The 16,117-nt window shown below is 47.3% G+C and carries 15 protein-coding genes and 1 riboswitch; of the genes, 14 read left to right on the forward strand and 1 reads right to left on the reverse strand.

The features are described from left to right. Window positions 1-6 precede the first annotated feature (6 nt). The 10 genes from cbiB to EC604_RS06595 all read left to right on the forward strand — a co-directional run bounded on the left by cbiB (window position 7) and on the right by EC604_RS06595 (window position 10,718). Window positions 7-984, forward strand: a complete 978-nt coding sequence (gene cbiB / locus EC604_RS06550) for an adenosylcobinamide-phosphate synthase CbiB (RefSeq protein ID WP_123063439.1) — start codon at window positions 7-9, stop codon at window positions 982-984. Further along, window positions 978-1,637, forward strand: coding sequence for a histidine phosphatase family protein (locus EC604_RS06555; RefSeq protein WP_161556872.1), 660 nt, complete (start codon window positions 978-980; stop codon window positions 1,635-1,637). Before cbiB ends, EC604_RS06555 begins: the two co-directional genes overlap by 7 nt. A gap of 178 nt (window positions 1,638-1,815) precedes the next feature. Then, window positions 1,816-1,945, forward strand: a riboswitch (cobalamin riboswitch). 397 nt (window positions 1,946-2,342) lie between these two features. Beyond that, window positions 2,343-3,338 carry an ABC transporter substrate-binding protein gene (locus tag EC604_RS06560; protein WP_123063339.1) on the forward strand — a complete coding sequence of 332 codons (996 nt, stop codon included), beginning with the start codon at window positions 2,343-2,345 and terminating at the stop codon, window positions 3,336-3,338. After that, window positions 3,335-4,381: a FecCD family ABC transporter permease gene (locus tag EC604_RS06565; RefSeq protein ID WP_123063340.1), complete on the forward strand. Its 1,047-nt coding sequence runs from the start codon at window positions 3,335-3,337 to the stop codon at window positions 4,379-4,381. Before EC604_RS06560 ends, EC604_RS06565 begins: the two co-directional genes overlap by 4 nt. A 29-nt stretch (window positions 4,382-4,410) precedes the next feature. Beyond that, on the forward strand, window positions 4,411-5,193 hold the full coding sequence (locus EC604_RS06570; protein WP_123063440.1) for an ABC transporter ATP-binding protein: 783 nt from the start codon (window positions 4,411-4,413) through the stop codon (window positions 5,191-5,193). Window positions 5,194-5,238: 45 nt separating this feature from the next. After that, a complete protein-coding gene (gene cobT / locus EC604_RS06575) occupies window positions 5,239-6,360 on the forward strand; it encodes a nicotinate-nucleotide--dimethylbenzimidazole phosphoribosyltransferase (RefSeq protein ID WP_123063341.1) in 1,122 nt (373 codons plus the stop codon). After that, window positions 6,357-6,917: a bifunctional adenosylcobinamide kinase/adenosylcobinamide-phosphate guanylyltransferase gene (cobU, locus tag EC604_RS06580; protein WP_123063342.1), complete on the forward strand. Its 561-nt coding sequence runs from the start codon at window positions 6,357-6,359 to the stop codon at window positions 6,915-6,917. Before cobT ends, cobU begins: the two co-directional genes overlap by 4 nt. After that, on the forward strand, window positions 6,914-7,813 hold the full coding sequence (gene cobS / locus EC604_RS06585) for an adenosylcobinamide-GDP ribazoletransferase (protein ID WP_123063343.1): 900 nt from the start codon (window positions 6,914-6,916) through the stop codon (window positions 7,811-7,813). The genes cobU and cobS overlap by 4 nt, the downstream gene beginning before the upstream one ends. A gap of 135 nt (window positions 7,814-7,948) precedes the next feature. After that, window positions 7,949-9,529 carry a cobyric acid synthase gene (locus EC604_RS06590; protein ID WP_123063441.1) on the forward strand — a complete coding sequence of 527 codons (1,581 nt, stop codon included), beginning with the start codon at window positions 7,949-7,951 and terminating at the stop codon, window positions 9,527-9,529. A 286-nt stretch (window positions 9,530-9,815) separates the two neighbouring features. Continuing rightward, on the forward strand, window positions 9,816-10,718 hold the full coding sequence (locus EC604_RS06595; RefSeq protein WP_123063344.1) for a hypothetical protein: 903 nt from the start codon (window positions 9,816-9,818) through the stop codon (window positions 10,716-10,718). A 174-nt stretch (window positions 10,719-10,892) separates the two neighbouring features. Here EC604_RS06595 and EC604_RS06600 read toward each other — a convergent pair whose 3' ends face one another. Further along, on the reverse strand, window positions 10,893-12,593 hold the full coding sequence (locus tag EC604_RS06600; protein ID WP_123063345.1) for a methyl-accepting chemotaxis protein: 1,701 nt from the start codon (window positions 12,591-12,593) through the stop codon (window positions 10,893-10,895). Between the two features lie 348 nt (window positions 12,594-12,941). Between EC604_RS06600 and EC604_RS06605 the strand changes: the two genes are divergently transcribed. The 4 genes from EC604_RS06605 to EC604_RS06615 all read left to right on the forward strand — a co-directional run bounded on the left by EC604_RS06605 (window position 12,942) and on the right by EC604_RS06615 (window position 15,999). Next, the gene (locus EC604_RS06605) at window positions 12,942-14,339 is read left to right on the forward strand and encodes an L-cystine transporter (protein WP_090918005.1); all 1,398 of its coding nucleotides are present in this window, start codon (window positions 12,942-12,944) and stop codon (window positions 14,337-14,339) included. Next, window positions 14,311-14,475: a hypothetical protein gene (locus tag EC604_RS29840; protein ID WP_161556873.1), complete on the forward strand. Its 165-nt coding sequence runs from the start codon at window positions 14,311-14,313 to the stop codon at window positions 14,473-14,475. Before EC604_RS06605 ends, EC604_RS29840 begins: the two co-directional genes overlap by 29 nt. Before the next feature lie 247 nt (window positions 14,476-14,722). Further along, window positions 14,723-15,430 carry a queuosine precursor transporter gene (locus tag EC604_RS06610; RefSeq protein ID WP_123063346.1) on the forward strand — a complete coding sequence of 236 codons (708 nt, stop codon included), beginning with the start codon at window positions 14,723-14,725 and terminating at the stop codon, window positions 15,428-15,430. A gap of 233 nt (window positions 15,431-15,663) precedes the next feature. Further along, window positions 15,664-15,999 (forward strand): hypothetical protein, encoded by a 336-nt coding sequence (locus tag EC604_RS06615; RefSeq protein WP_123063347.1) that lies wholly within the window; start codon window positions 15,664-15,666, stop codon window positions 15,997-15,999. Window positions 16,000-16,117: the final 118 nt, after the last annotated feature.

A 16,117-nucleotide genomic window follows, 5' to 3' on the forward strand; every position in this document is an offset into this window, starting at 1 on the left:
ATTGGCATGTCTGGAGCTTGGATCATCATTCTTGCATACATATTAGACCGATGCATCGGAGACCCGCGCTGGATTCCGCATCCCGTTATCGGCATGGGGAAAAGCATCTCGGCACTGGAGCGTGTTATTCGTGCACGTGTACATACAGATATGGGACTGAAAAAAGCGGGGATCTGGTTCCCGATCTTGATTGCAGGGGGGGCTTTTGCTGTCACATGGGGTCTTCTCCTTCTGCTGGGTCTGATTCATCCGATCTTGGCGGCTGCAGCCGAAATTATCCTGATCGCAACAACGATTGCTTCCAAAGGGTTGCGTGATGCAGGCATGGAAGTGTACCGCCACCTGAAACAGCAGGATTGGCCTGGAGCCAGGCGTTCACTCGGCATGATTGTTGGACGTGATACGGCGCATCTGGACGAGCCGGAGGTTGTTCGGGGAACGGTGGAGACCGTTGCGGAAAACATTGTGGATGCCATTGTGTCGCCGCTATTCTATGCGCTCATTGGCGGTGCTCCGCTGGCTATGGCCTACCGTGCCGTCAATACGCTGGATTCCATGGTTGGATATAAAAATGATAAATATCTGCATCTCGGCTGGGCCTCCGCCCGGCTTGATGATTGGGCTAACTGGATTCCCGCGCGCGTGACCGCTCTGCTGTTAATTGTAGGCGCATGGGTGCTAAAACTGGATGCCAAAGGCGCAGCGCGTATGGTTTCTCGGGACGCGAGGCTGCATCCCAGCCCGAATAGCGGTTTTCCCGAGTCGGCAGTGGCTGGAGCGCTAGGCATTCGGCTGGGCGGGCATAACGTGTATCACGGCGTTGCTTCATTTCGAGCTTATATGGGCGAAGCTGCGCGGCCGATGGAGTCGGAAGATATCGTGCGAACGACACGACTGATGTTTTGGTCAGCGGGAGCTTTTGTGAGCCTTTGTTTCTTGGCAACCTGGGGTGTGTGGTTAGCAGGAGGTGCGTTGTTGTGGTAATTAAGGAATTAGAACAGCTTGGATCAAAACAGTTTTCGTCGAAGCGGAGCATCGTACTGATCCGTCATGGAACAACCCAGTGGAATGTGGAAAAAAAATATTTGGGCCATACCGACATTGGCCTGTTGCCTGACGCGCAAGAAGAGCTGGCTCTGCTGAGCGAGCAGTGCCGCAATCTCACATGGGATGCGGTGTATTGCAGTGATCTGCTTCGTTGCCGTCAGACGCTGGCACACATTGCACCGCAGATGATTGAGCAAGCGGCGTTTGATTCGCGCCTGCGCGAGAATCATTTTGGACAATGGGAAGGCCTGAATTATGAGCAATTGAAGGATAATCTCTTGTACCGGAGCTGGATTGATGATCCCCGCAAGGTATTCCCCCCTGAAGGAGAAGCGTGGCGGACTTTCGCGGAACGAGTGGATTCTTTTCTGCACGAACATATCTGGTCGGAGCATTCACATAAAAATTCACACAAGACACTTATTGTGACACATGGAGGTGTGATCCGTTATATGATGTCCCGGCTCATCAACGGCGTGGGGTTTTGGGATACACATGTCATCCCTGGACAGGCTATTCAGGTTGATCTTGAAAAGCAAGGGGATCACTGGCTTGGCAGACGAGTGAATTTTCCGTACATCGGGTTGTAAGGTGGTGCAATATACCCTATAATCACAACAGAAGTGTGACTCGGACGGACATATTTAGTGTGATGTGCTGAGAGGCCTGAACTGACGTGATTCGTGCGAAGAGCACTGCGAAAATGTTTGATCTGAATTAACCATCTTTAACGACCAAGGGTCCCTCGTGCAAAGCTAATGTTCAAGGTGAACAAGGACAAGTTATGGTGCGCACAAGGGTAAAATGGGGAAGCTGGTGCAAATCCGGCACGGTCCCGCCACTGTGAAACAGGAGCCATCCTGTAAGTCAGATTACCAGCCCTGGACGTACAAGCCGGTGTTCCTTCGAGGAAAGGACAACGTTTCGGGCCATTCTGTGCGCATGGACAGTTATCTGCTGAACATGTATCCGGATTGCCGTATGCGAGACGTCATCCCTCATCCTTTTAAGGATCAGGGATTTTTTTGTTGTACACGATGTGGTGGAGTCATTTTATACACGTATAACGGAGAGTGCAGAACCAATTCGGAGAAACGAAGTGCTCGCCTGAAAGCTTTCTACAAGAAAGCTACATCGAAAGCATACGCTTATCACCGAATTTTTCCTTTTGAATAAGGGAATTAAAAAAATCTGGGGGTAACAGCGATCGGAAAATGGTACTGTAATCGGAGTGGCATCGTGTATATAACAAAAGCAACAACAATAGTACAGATAGAGAAGGGGAGTTTAAATCAATGATTAAGAACTGGAAAGCACTCACATCCCTGTTGAGCGCAGCAATGTTGGCACTGGCGCTGGCTGGATGCGGTAATACCGCAACAAAAGAAGGAGCGGGCAGCTCACAGCAACCTGCACAGGAGCAGTCTCAAGAGCAAACACAAAAGGATCTTAAAACCCAATATCCACTGACCGTTACGGATGCAACGGGTGAGTCTTTCACTTTTGAAAAAGCACCAACCAAAATCGTATCCGTATCTCCGGCTGAAACAGAGTCTCTGTTTGCCCTTGGGTTGGACAATGAAATTATTGGTGTTTCCGATTATGATGATTATCCGGAAGCGGCAAAAACAAAAGCAAAAATGGGCGGTATTAACAAGCCGAATGAAGAATCCGTTATTGCAGCAGATGCGGATATCGTATTCGGAGGCATTTCATTGAGTGAGGATGCAGTGAAAAAGCTGCGTGATCTGGGCATCACCATTTTCAAAACCGATCCTAAATCCATTGACGATGTGATAAACAATATCGAAACATTCGGTAAAATTACCGATCATCAAGAGCAGGCACAGAAGCTGATTACACAGATGAAGCAGGATGTAACAGATGTAACCGAAGCGGTCAAAGCCGTAAAACCAGAAGATAAGAAAAAAGTATACATCGAGTTCTCCCCAGGCTGGACGGTTGGTAAAGGTGAGTTCATGGATGAACTGATCACCGTAGCTGGAGGAATGAATATTGCTGCTGATAAAGAAGGTTGGTATGAGATTAACGAGGAAAATGTGATTGCCTCCAACCCGGACGTTATTCTGTATACAAATGATGTTGTTGACGAAAATTCCAAAACGCTGGATCAGATTATCAAAGCACGTAGCGGCTGGGATCAAATTACGGCGATGAAAAACAATGCTGTGATTGGACTGGATGCCAACTTGCTCAGCCGTCCGGGCCCACGTATAACTCAAGGGTTGAAAGATGTTGCCAAAGCGATCTATCCTGACCTGTTCAAATGAGCAGAAAGCTGATCCTGTTCGGAACGATGGGTGTGGTGCTGCTGGTGCTTACCGTGCTCATCTGTACGGGCATTGGTTCAGTGGCGCTGCCCATCCGGGACATCGCTGGTATTCTCGTTCACAACATGCCATGGGTGGGTGACTGGATTACACCCGATTGGAGCAAGGCTGCCGAACAGATTATCTGGAAAGTGCGCTTCCCGCGTGTCTTACTTGCGATGCTCGTAGGTGCTTCACTAGCAATTGCAGGGGCGGGCTTTCAAGGTGTGCTACGCAATCCTCTGGCTGATCCATTCACACTGGGGGTTTCCTCTGGTGCTTCGGTGGGGGCGGCATTCCTGATATTCTTTGGTTTACAGTACGCTATAATTGGTATTTGGACACTGCCGCTGGTTGCTTTTTTGACCGGTGTAGTCACGTTATGGTTTGTGTTGTCGCTGGCTCGTGAAGGGCGGAAAATACCAACACACAGCCTGATTCTGGCAGGTGTGGTCATGCAAAGTTTCTTGGGGGCGGTCGTTTCCTTCCTATCGACCATGTCGAAGCAGACAATCAATGAAATTATATACTGGACGATGGGAAGTCTGGCACTGCGCGGGTGGTCGTATACGACCATCCTTTTCCCGTATTTTCTGCTTGGATTAATTTTTCTATGGAGCCGGGCACGTTCGCTGAATGTCTTGGCACTGGGTGAACGTCAGGCAGCGCATATTGGTGTCGGTGTGGACAGGCTCAAGTTATCTGTGCTCGCTGTAGGTACATTGCTAACGGCAGGAGCTGTTTCTGTTTCAGGAGTCATCGGTTTTGTGGGCTTGGTTATTCCGCATATTTTGCGATTGCTGGTGGGGCCGGATTATCGATTGCTGGTACCTTTGTCTGCGATTGGTGGTGCGATTTTTATGGTATGGGCAGACACCATAGCTCGCTCCTTGCTGGCACCGACTGAAATACCGCTAGGCGTTGTGACCGCTTTTGTCGGTGCGCCATTCTTCGCTTACCTGTTGCATCGGAATAAAAAGCTGAGGAAAGGGATGATGCCGTGACTGCCGAAAAAGATGATGCTGCCGCTGCTATGTTGGTAACTGTTGCACGGGCGGGCAAAACCTATGGTGATTATCATGCCCTGCATCCTACCGATTGGCGAATTAAAGAAGGAGATTGGTGGGGTGTCGTTGGCCCAAATGGAAGCGGGAAATCAACACTACTCCAGCTTATTGCAGGAACGGAACCGTTAAGCGAAGGCCAGATCAGCATTGATGGTCGAGATATCGGATCATATAGTCGTAAGGAACTGTCACGCATGATTGCAGTTCTACAACAGGATGGCTTACCCGCAATTTCCTATCCGGTTCGAGATGTTGTTGAGATGGGACGTTATCCTTACCAAAACTGGCTAGGCCGTGAATCGGCAGAGGGAGCCCGTGTGGTGGACAGAGTGCTTGAAGAACTGGGACTCACGGAACTGGCAGATCGACCGCTGGATTCCCTTAGTGGCGGACAACGGCAGCGAGTAGCCTTGGCCAAGGTCATGGCACAGGAGCCGCGATTACTATTGCTTGACGAACCAACGACGTTTCTCGATATCAAATATCAATTGCAGTTTATGGAGTTGTTAGCAGCATGGCAGAAGAAGAGCAACATTACGATTGTAGCGGTATTGCATGATCTCAATCTGGCTGCTTTGTTCTGCGATCATATCTTGGCTTTGCGTGAAGGCAAGGTAGTCGGAGAGGGGACACCTTATAGCTTGATGACGGGAGAGCAGATTCAAGAGATTTTTCGTGTTAAACCTGCGATGGTGTCCCATCCGGATCATTCGGTTCCTCAACTGTTGTTGCGGCGGGACATGGATTAAACGAGGCGGGATAGCCTCTATTTTGATGAAGGAAGTGCTGGTTGAATGAAGAAGGAAGAACAGGTATTGGAGCAAGTATTAAATAAGATTGCGGCTCCTGATTCAAAAATTGCTGCGGAAACGTCTGCTCATGTGGATATACTGACGAAACCGCCGGGTAGTCTCGGGAAATTGGAAGAACTTGTGATTCGACTTGCAGGGATAACAGGCCAAACTCGTCCATGTTTTGATCGCAGGGCTGTGGTCGTCATGGCTGCGGATCACGGGGTCGTAGCTGAAGGAATCAGTGCTTTTCCAGCCGAAGTTACACCGCAGATGGTCATGAATTTTCTGGCTGGAGGCGCTGCAGTCAATGTCCTTGCTCGTCATGCCAGAGCCGAAGTGATTTGTGTCGATATCGGTGTAAATGCTGACCTTGAGCATGCCAACCTGCTCTCCCGCAACATTCGTAAAGGTACGGCCAACATGGCTCAAGGAGCCGCGATGACTCGGGATGAGGCCATTCGGGCTATTTTAGTAGGTGTGGATGTCGTTGCCGCAGAAGTGGCAAAAGGGACAGGGCTGTTTGTCACTGGAGAAATGGGGATTGGCAACACGACGGCAAGCGCTGCAGTGATGAGTGCCCTGACCGGCGTTGCGCCAGTAGCTGCTGTTGGGAGAGGAACTGGCCTGGATGATGCAGGTGTGCTGCGCAAGGCTGCTGTGATCAGTCAAGCTTTGAGCGTTAACACACCTGACCCTGAAGATGCGCTAGATGTCCTGTGCAAGGTAGGCGGATTGGAGATTGCCGGACTCACCGGCGTTATTCTCGCAGCTGCGGCCCATCGCTGTCCAGTTGTTGTAGATGGTTTCATCTCGACAGCTGCGGCACTAATTGCAAGAAAGCTGGCTCCCCTGAGCACAGCTTATATGATCGCTTCCCATACTTCCCATGAGAATGGACATGCGGCTCTGCTGCGTGAGCTTGATTTGAAGCCGATGCTGGATCTGGATATGCGCCTTGGAGAAGGCACAGGTGGAGTGCTCAGTTTGCATCTCATTGATGCAGCATGTTTGATCTTGAATGAAATGGCGACCTTTGCGAGTGCGGGTGTTTCAGACGGAACGAATCAGCCTTCCGACTCTGATTCCAAGGTATTACCTGCTCAGGGAGATGGCTCCCGATGAGTGTGTTGGTTACTGGGGGTGCTCGCAGTGGTAAAAGTTCGTTTGCCGAACGTCTGTGCATGCAGCGTTCTTCCGAAGCCTGGTATGTAGCCACTGCTCAGGCGTATGATGACGAGATGCGTGAACGCATAACAATGCACCGGCAGCAGCGTGAAAGTTCCGGTTACCTCTGGCGTACGATGGAGGAACCCTTGGCTTTGCCTGCTCTAATTCAGCAGATGGGTGAAGGGCATACGGGCACGTCCGCACCAACGATTCTGGTGGATTGCTTGACTCTCTGGCTGACGAATGTGTTATTGGCCCATGAACATGATGAAGGTCACGTGTTACAAGGTCATCTGGATGCACTGGTAGAAGCGGTCCAAACCTATCCCGGCTTGCTTGTGCTGGTTACCAATGAAGTAGGGGATGGAATTGTACCGGAATATAAGCTTGGTCGTGTGTATCGTGATCTGGCAGGTGTACTTAATCAGCGCATCGCAGCAATCTGTCGTGAAGTGTTTCTTGTCACGGTAGGCATTCCGATCGAATTGAAAAGTAAGGAGTATCGCTTATGAAGCACCACTCAGCGGGCTCGCCCGTTCCGCAGCGGAAACATGCGGCTGCAGCAGCCTTTCAATTTCTGTCTCGTTTTCCTGTGAAAATGCAGCTCGATTTTGTGCCGCCATTGCTACGCGAAAGTGTGGTGTATTATCCACTGGTCGGCGCTGCAATCGGTCTATGTGTCTGGTTGGTCGCCGCTCTGAGTGGTGCGTTGCTTCCCGCATTTCCGGCGGCAGTTTTGACGTTGACCGTATGGGTCTGGCTTACCGGCGGGTTGCATCTCGACGGATGGATGGATACGGCAGATGGACTGCTCAGTTACCGCAGCCGCGAGCGAATGCTGGAGATTATGAAAGACAGCCGAGTGGGAGCGATGGGGGTTATCGCTTGTGTGCTGCTGCTTATGATGAAGGCGGCACTGATTGCTGACATGATTGCCCGCGGCAATTGGGGGTACGGTGTGTTACTGATTTTGCCCATGATCTGGAGCCGATGGTTCATGGTTTATGCCATGTCAGCCTGGCCTAATGCACGGGGGGATGATGGACTTGCCGTTTTATTCAAAGGGCTTGGAGAGCGGAATGAAGTCCAGCGGGCACGCAGCGCTGCGATTGGACTTACGATGGTCTCAGGCGTCATTACAATGGCTGTCGTGTGGCTGTTTAAAACGGATATAGCCATTGCAGATGCCATGGTTAGCGGGTTTGGGTCTCTCCCTTGGTGGCTGTATCCTGTAACGTCAGTCATCGTACTGCCTGTGGCGTGTTATTATATAGGGCGATTTGTTGCTTCCCGGATCAGTGCCCGGCTCCGAGGGCTTACCGGAGATACGTATGGTGCCATGAATGAATTGTTGGAAGCGGCTTTATTGACGGGGTTAAGCGTGCTTCAAGGACTGTTTTGGCTGTAGAGGTTGAACTGCCCAGAATTTTACTGGAGAATTTTCGTTTGGTTTGAGCATGATCGTTGTACAGCAAGTTAATCGCGCAAAAGACAGGAGTGAGGAACCGTGGAAGATCAGGTAAAACAACCAGCGGCTGTACTCATGCTGCAAGGCACGGCTTCTGATGTAGGTAAAAGTGTCATTACAACGGCACTGTGCCGGATTTTCAAGCAAGATGGTTTCAGACCCGCACCGTTCAAGTCACAGAATATGGCGCTGAACTCCTATGTTACGGAAGACGGCAAGGAGATTGGCCGGGCGCAGGGGGCACAGGCTGAAGCGTGTGGCATTGAAGCAACCACGGATATGAATCCGATTCTAATCAAACCTGTGCGGGATATGCATTCACAGATCGTGGTGCATGGCGTTCCTTTTGCGCAGATGAGCGCGTCGGATTATCGTCAGCATTTCTTACCCGAAGCGAAGCAGACTGTTATGGATGCATTAAATCGGTTGCGCGATACATATGACATCGTATTAATGGAGGGAGCAGGCAGTCCGGCAGAGATTAACCTGAAAGATCGGGATATTGTTAACATGAATCTGGCGGGATGGGCCGATGCGCCGGTTATTCTGATTTCTGACATTGATCGTGGTGGTGTGTTTGCTTCGATCGTGGGTACGCTCGAACTGCTGGAGTCACATGAGAAATCTCGTGTAAAAGGATTTATCATCAATAAGTTCAGAGGGGATCTCTCTTTGCTGCAGCCAGGGTTAGACTGGCTTGAAGAACGGACTGGAATACCTGTCCTGGGTGTATTGCCATACATAAGAGATATTCAGATCGAGGCAGAAGATTCGGTGGTGCTGGATTCCCTGCGGCATGGCAAAAAGGAACATATGGAACTTGACATTGCCGTAATCCGTTATCCACGTATCTCCAACTTTACGGACTTCGATGCATTATCCCGTGAACCGGACGTGAATGTACGATATGTGACTTCACCGGAGGAATTGGGTAGCCCGGATGCCATTATTTTGCCGGGCACAAAAGATACGATCGGAGACCTGATTTATGTTCGGGAATCGGGACTGGAACAGGCGATCCATTCTCACTCAGAGCTTGAACATGTTCAACTTGTAGGTATATGCGGCGGGTATCAAATGCTGGGGCAACACTTGTTTGATCCGTATGCGGTTGAGGCAAACCAAGCCCAGGAAGCGGTGGGACTTGGCAGACTGCCGTTATCAACAACCTTCCTTCAGCACAAACAGACGGTCAGAGTTATAGGCAACGTACAGCCTGAACATCCCATTCGGCTACATGGCGGAAAACAAGTTGAGCCTTCGGCCATACCTGTTAAGGGATATGAAATCCATATGGGTGTAACGGAATGTCGCGAACCTGAACAGGTAACCGCTTTGTTTGAAATCGCTCATGCTGGCGGACAAGCCTTCTTGGAAGGATGGGGCACATCAGATGGGAAAGTGTGGGGAACGTACCTGCACGGTCTGTTTGAAAGTGATCAATTCCGGCGTTCCTGGTTGAACGGACTGCGTACAGCAAAAGGACTTGCTCCACTGGAGGAAACATACAGTGCTCAGGAGCGTAAAGAAATGGAGTTTGATCGAGTAGCTGCCTCTTTGCGCTCATCCCTGGATATGAAGCAAGTGTATGAGATTATGGGTGTGATACAGCCATTAGAAGTGCCTTATACCATTAATAATAATTTGTTTAAATAGAACGTAATGAGGAAACTAACAATGTCTCTCACATTGCATATTGGGTAATATAATCAGTGGGCACGTAATAGTGAAACAGGATGTAGGTCAGAAAGCTTTCTTGAAATATCCAAAAAGAAACTCCGAAAAATGTGGAGTTTCTTTTTGTCCTATATCAATTTAATGATTTTTATAAGTAATACAGAGGGAGCAGAGAGTTCGTAATACTTTCGCCATGTTTATTAGAGATTGAACTTGATATGCTAAATGCAAGTAAAAGCTAGAAGTACTAATTGGAGGAACTAAAATGAATCCAGATATTGAAATAGTCAATTGGCTTAATAAACAGTTTGATGAAGATGGAGATCTTAAAAGTATTACGTTTGAGATGTGTAACTATATTGATGAAGAAATTGGGGACGGAGTCAAATCTGAAAAGTCACATAATTTGCTCAAAGCTGTTAGACAAGACCTACAAAAAATTCATTTGATAGTTGATAAAATGAATTTCTTTCATAAGCAGAGCCTGAGTAATTCCCAAGATGAATTTTTTAGAGATTCCATAGGATTCAGTTCAATTCCTACTTATCTCGGGATGGATATAGAGTACTTTTTTGTGAAGTACAGATCAATTATTGATTATTCAATAGATTTATTAGTTGAGTTTTATCCTGAATTAAAGAAAAAACGTTATAAATTAGAGGATAAAATGAACTACCTACATGATGTTTTTAAAGAGAATGAATTCATAACAAAAATGATATTATCGACTAAATGGTTTTATCAGTTTAAGGAGATAAGGAATAGCATTGTTCATAACGGTGCAAGTTGCCTTATTTTCAATGAGAGTGGAAATAGGGAGATCTTATTTCAAATTTACAATACTGAATTAACAGAGTTGTTAGTCGACAATGATTACTACAAGTACAATCAAAATGTATATTTCTTCAGACGAATATATGTTGTATATATGGCTTACTTATTGTTTTATCTTGAAACACTATTTAGATCCATAATAGCAAAGAAGAAGGGTATTCAATTCTCAAAAGTTGAAGAGAAATATTCGACTAACTTACCAGAGATTCCGATTCCGGGTTTTAAAATAACTCACATACCTAACCAAAGTGCAAAGGTTTTATTAGATTGGACGTTAGACTATTTGAATAACTTAGATTTCAAAGATAAGAGCTTTTTATCTGACAATAACTAACATCTGATTGGCTATCATATGCAGTTTTATAACAAAAAAAGGCACCCCCATGACAAGCATACGTTCAGTTTGAACGAAAATTACTGTCATGGGGGTGTTTATTTTATCATTCATTTTTGTTTAAATCAGTTGATGCAGGGTAAAAAATATTTGTTCGTTATGGACGTTTAATCATTAGTCGATTTTAAACTTCTTCATTGCTGTTTGCAGCTCGACAGCTTGTTCATGCAGATGGCGCACCGTGTTGGAATGAGAGTCCATCTCACTGAGTTGCATTTCTGCGGTAGTTGCAATCTGTTCCATGCTCTCACGGGCCTTGGATGTAATCTGTGCCGTTTCTTCCACCGAGGCGCTAACTTCTTCTGCACCTGCAGAAACCTGTTGGGTGGAGGAGGAAACGGTTTGAATGGTCAGATTGACATTTTGAATCAATTCATTGAGCTGCTGGAAGGCTGAACCTGCCTGTTGTACGACAGCAGTTCCAGAACCAATTTCTTGCGTTACCCGGTTCATCGCACTTACGGAACGTTCGGCATCTTCACGAATCGTACCGAGATAATCGGCAATTTCTTCGGTCGCTGTCTTGGATTGTTCCGCCAGCTTGCGGACTTCTCCAGCCACTACGGCGAATCCGCGTCCGTGTTCGCCGGCACGGGCCGCTTCAATGGAAGCGTTAAGAGACAGCATGTTAATCTGTTTCGTAATTTCAAAAATAGAATTGACAATGGTACCGATGGCAACAGAACGCTCATTCATCGTTTCGATATAACGCAGCGATTCACTAGCGGTCTGTCCGACAAGTTCCATCTGATTCACTGCATTTTGTGCCAGTTGATTGCCGTTAAGCGCCTCTGTTGCAGCTTCATTGATTTGTTCGGATACTTCGGCTGCAGAAGTCGCGATATGCATAATACCTTGGGTGATCTCTTCCATCGCTCTTGCGTTCTCGGATGCACTGGAAGCGATACTGACGCTGCCTTTTCCAGCTTCTTCGGCAGCATGGCTGGAGTTCTGTACCATACCAGACATGGACTCTACACGCTCAAGCAAGTCATTGGAACCCACAACGACCTCATTGGAGGTTGTCAGGGCACGGCTAATCATATCTTTGAGATTATGTGTCATCGTCTGGAAGCTGAAGGCCAGTTGGGCGATCTCATCTTTGCCTTTAATTTGCAACTCAGCGGTAAGATCACCTTGAGAGATTCGTTTACTATGTTCTACAAGTTTAATGATTGGTTTAGTGACTCTTTTGATCATACTAGTAGAAATGAGCCAGCCAAGGACAAATACTAACGCTGTAATACCGAGGCACAGCCAGAAAATTTGAGCAATTTTATCTTGAACAAACTTGGCATCCATGCTAACAGCCATGAGCATATTGCTTCCGGCAATCGGCATAAATGCTGCTTTATGTACACCATAAGAATCAGAGAACACCGGGCTAATGACCGCTTGTTTCTTCTCGCTTGCTTGGGTCATGGAAGGTTCTACATCAATTGAGTCCCCGGGTTTAAATTTGGAGTTAATGCTAGCGACAACAACGGTGGCTTTACCATCTTGCACAGCAATAACGTAAGCAGCATCAAGGCTATGTTCTTTGGATTGATCAGCCAGATAGGAACCTACCGTCATGGCAGCACCTTCAGCACCTGCGCCGCCACTTTGGATCTGCAAAAGTTTGGATGAGGATGTATTTTTGTAAATATCCTGAATGGACGTATTCAGAACTTTGTCGAACTGAGGCAGTACGTAACTTTGAATAATATTCATCGATACGGCATAAAAACTGATACTAAACAACAGGGAGGCAACAAGTAATACTAGGAATAACGTGCCCCTGATCTTGCCAGCAACGGTGCGTTTGCGAAACATAGAATCACCCTTTCACGTCATCTTCAATAACATTGTCCCTTATTCAGTTCTCTATGGCCTTTTTACTAACGAAGAAAGACCTATTTTTTGTGTTTGTGAAACTCTCGAATAAGCGGATATACCCATTTTACAAAATTAACCGCGGGTTGAATAGAAGAATTTTCATAAAACTGCATAATTATTTTCATCAATCCAGAATGAATAACATGAATGTTACATAATATCAATTAATACCTACCAGAATAGTTTGATATATGTTATATTGTTCATTGTCACATTTGGAGGCCAAATATAAATTAGAGAATCGGTTCAAAACCGATCATACATGTCTGAGGAGGAACAAAGGTAATGAATACATTTTTATTAATTGTGAATGTAGTGGTCATGCTGGCGCTGCTGGGTGTTCTCTACTGGATGCAAAAGAAACACATCTCGTTCACGAAACGTGTATTTGCGGGTCTAGGTATGGGTGTTGTGTATGGTGTTATTCTGCAATTGATCTACACATCGGGTTCGGATGTGATTACGAAGTCAGTCGATTGGTTTAATCTGGTCGGTTCAGGATATGTTCGTTTGCTGCAAATGGTAGTTATTCCACTCATCATGGTGTCGATTATCTCGGCGATCATGAATCTGAAGGGCAAGCAAAACCTGGGTAAGATGAGTTTCTCCATCATCGCTATTTTGCTAATTACGACAGCGATTGCTGCAGGAGTCAGCATTGCAACAAGTTTAGGCTTCAACCTGACTTCCATTGAGATTCAAGGCGGAGACCGGGAAACGGCTCAAATCCAGAAGGTGGAGGAACGTTTGGCTGATGTGAAGGATCAGACGATTCCACAGCAGGTGCTGGAGTTCATTCCTTCCAATCCATTTGCGGATATGACGGGTGAACGACGTACGTCTACACTGGCTGTCGTTATTTTCTCAGCCTTTATCGGCGTAGCTGTATTAGGATTGGATCGCAAAAAACCGCAGCAGGCGGAAACGTTCCGTGGTATGGTGAATGCCGTCTACGCAGTTGTGATGCGGATTGTCACGCTGGTACTGAGGCTTACGCCTTACGGTATTTTGGCGCTCATTACGAAAGTAACGGCGACCACAAATGCAGAGGAAATTTTGAAGCTTATCAAATTTGTCATTGCGTCTTACGTGGCGCTGGCGATTATGTTTGTCATCCATCTGATCATCATCTCCCTGTCCGGATTTAACCCGGTTACGTATGTGAAAAAAGTACTGCCAACGCTGGTATTTGCTTTCACTTCTCGTTCAAGTGCGGCAGCGATTCCGCTGAACGTGGAGACACAGACGAAGAAACTCGGCGTATCCGACGGGATTGCCAACCTGTCTGCAAGCTTTGGGGCTACGATTGGGCAAAACGGCTGCGCCGGTGTATATCCGGCCATGCTGGCGGTTATGATTGCTCCGACGGTCGGAATCGACCCGCTGAGCTGGGACTTCATCGTGACGTTGATCCTCGTAGTTATGATCAGTTCGTTTGGTGTGGCTGGCGTTGGCGGCGGGGCAACCTTCGCTTCCCTGATCGTATTGTCCACATTGAATTTGCCTGTGGCTCTGGTTGGACTGTTGATTTCCGTTGAGCCGTTGATTGACATGGGTCGTACTGCGCTAAACGTGAATGGGTCCATGACATCCGGACTGCTGACAAGTAAAATTTTGAAAGAAAATGATCGGGACACGTTTAACGATCAAAGCCGTGAGCTGGATTCTGCTGCTCACGCGTAAACCGGGCGAAGCTTATGCCGCACAGCTTGTGCGCTTGGTGATGCAGCGTGCGCAGAGCGAGCTGCAAAAGAGTGGATGCAAGGCCGTCCTTCGGAGAACTTCCGGAGGGCGGCTTTTGCGTGTAGATTACACTTGAACGTGCAGATGGGGCACGAGTGGTGGGAGTCTTTTTTTCAATAGAGAAGGAGCTAGAGTCACGGTGGGGTATAGAGCGGGTGAGGATACTTGTATGTTGGGTTAACGTTGTTATGCAACGCTGGAGGGATTTAGTGCTGTTCAATGTTGCGGAAATGTGATAGAGTTATTCATGTTTTGGCGCTGGGCCAAACCGCGGTTCGTAACCATCCCGCGTAATCAAAACTAGGAAGGCAGTGTATGTATTCATGTTTAATTTGGTTTGGGGAGCGGTATTCGTTCTCGTAACGTACGGATTTTTTCTTCTATGTTATCGTCTGTTTGGCAAAAAAGGTCTGTATGCCTGGATCGGGGTAGCAACGGTCATTGCCAACATTCAGGTGACCAAGACGATAGACATTATGGGGATCGTCTTGACGCTGGGTAACACGATGTATGTCAGCATGTATCTGACCAGTGACCTTCTCAATGAGAAGTACGGGGCGGGTGAGGCACGGAAGGCGGTATGGTTTGGGTTTTTCACATTGATCATGACGACCGTTCTGATGCAGATGGTGTTGTTCTTTAATCCGGCACCGACTGATTTTGCGCAGGAATCCATGGAAAAATTATTTGGACTGTTGCCACGTCTGGCGCTTGGTAGTCTGTCTGCGTATTTTATCAGTCAGTTTCTGGATGTGCGTTTGTTCAGTTGGCTGCGTAAACTCGCACCAGGACGGAATCAGCTCTGGATTCGAACCAACGGCAGCTCGATTATCAGTTCCTTTGTGGATACGCTCGTATTCTGCACGGTTGCCTTTGTGTTTATCTATCCATGGGATGTGTGGCTGGAAATTTTCCTGACGACCTACCTGATCAAGTTTGTGCTGACTGCGGTCGGAACGCCGTTTTTGTATGCCGCGCGTAACTTTAAATTTGAAGATGAGGCGGATGAATCAAACAAGGCGTCGATATGAGTCGTGTATTGAACCAACAGTGAGCATAGATGAACACATAAATGAACGCATCAATGAACAAACAGTCTGAATAAGAAAATGATCGCTGACATTCGATGGTTTGAAATAGGATCGCCACTTAAAATCCCTCTGCGGAGCCAGTTGCAATATGGACTCTGCTGGGGGATAATTTATAGAGAATGTGTTTCCCGGTATTATACGTCTACGATTACATAAGATAAGGGGGATTGAGCATGTATTCCACACTGCGCTACAAACTGGAGAGCAACGGCACAACCTACGAGAATGAGAGTCTTAATGCCTCGGTATTTGTGGATTTGATTACGGATCTGGAATTGCACGATTTTGTAGTTCTGCAACCGTCAGAACTGGTAGAAGGAAGTATGTATTTGCAGGCTGCTTCGCTTGAGGAACCAGGGCAAATGGTGGTAGAGACCCGTTTGCAGGAAGGTGAGAGCGGATTTAAGCATTACAGTTATACCACGGCAGATACAACGAAGGTGATTCAGTGGTTTTTGGATTACTGGGGGAAACAGGAACTTCCAAAGCTGGAGGACTGGCAGGTATAACCCATGAAATGGGCTAACGAAGATGGATTGAGCAGGTACTACAAAATGTAAGCCTTTTGTAGTAGCCCTCTAGTCGATACGAATCAGATCGCGATGCATGTGCGCTTAAATGGACGCT

Source organism: Paenibacillus amylolyticus (assembly GCF_003719335.1).
Taxonomy (GTDB): domain Bacteria; phylum Bacillota; class Bacilli; order Paenibacillales; family Paenibacillaceae; genus Paenibacillus; species Paenibacillus amylolyticus_D.

Coding starts and splice junctions, on each gene's coding strand:
- EC604_RS06605 (WP_090918005.1), top strand. CDS start 12,942: ATGAATACATTTTTATTAATTGTGAATGTAGTGGTCATGCTGGCGCTG.
- EC604_RS06565 (WP_123063340.1), top strand. CDS start 3,335: ATGAGCAGAAAGCTGATCCTGTTCGGAACGATGGGTGTGGTGCTGCTG.
- EC604_RS06560 (WP_123063339.1), top strand. CDS start 2,343: ATGATTAAGAACTGGAAAGCACTCACATCCCTGTTGAGCGCAGCAATG.
- EC604_RS06610 (WP_123063346.1), top strand. CDS start 14,723: ATGTTTAATTTGGTTTGGGGAGCGGTATTCGTTCTCGTAACGTACGGA.
- EC604_RS06595 (WP_123063344.1), top strand. CDS start 9,816: ATGAATCCAGATATTGAAATAGTCAATTGGCTTAATAAACAGTTTGAT.
- cobS (WP_123063343.1), top strand. CDS start 6,914: ATGAAGCACCACTCAGCGGGCTCGCCCGTTCCGCAGCGGAAACATGCG.
- EC604_RS06590 (WP_123063441.1), top strand. CDS start 7,949: ATGCTGCAAGGCACGGCTTCTGATGTAGGTAAAAGTGTCATTACAACG.
- cobT (WP_123063341.1), top strand. CDS start 5,239: ATGAAGAAGGAAGAACAGGTATTGGAGCAAGTATTAAATAAGATTGCG.
- cobU (WP_123063342.1), top strand. CDS start 6,357: ATGAGTGTGTTGGTTACTGGGGGTGCTCGCAGTGGTAAAAGTTCGTTT.
- EC604_RS06615 (WP_123063347.1), top strand. CDS start 15,664: ATGTATTCCACACTGCGCTACAAACTGGAGAGCAACGGCACAACCTAC.
- cbiB (WP_123063439.1), top strand. CDS start 7: ATGTCTGGAGCTTGGATCATCATTCTTGCATACATATTAGACCGATGC.
- EC604_RS06570 (WP_123063440.1), top strand. CDS start 4,411: ATGTTGGTAACTGTTGCACGGGCGGGCAAAACCTATGGTGATTATCAT.
- EC604_RS06600 (WP_123063345.1), bottom strand. CDS start 12,593: ATGTTTCGCAAACGCACCGTTGCTGGCAAGATCAGGGGCACGTTATTC.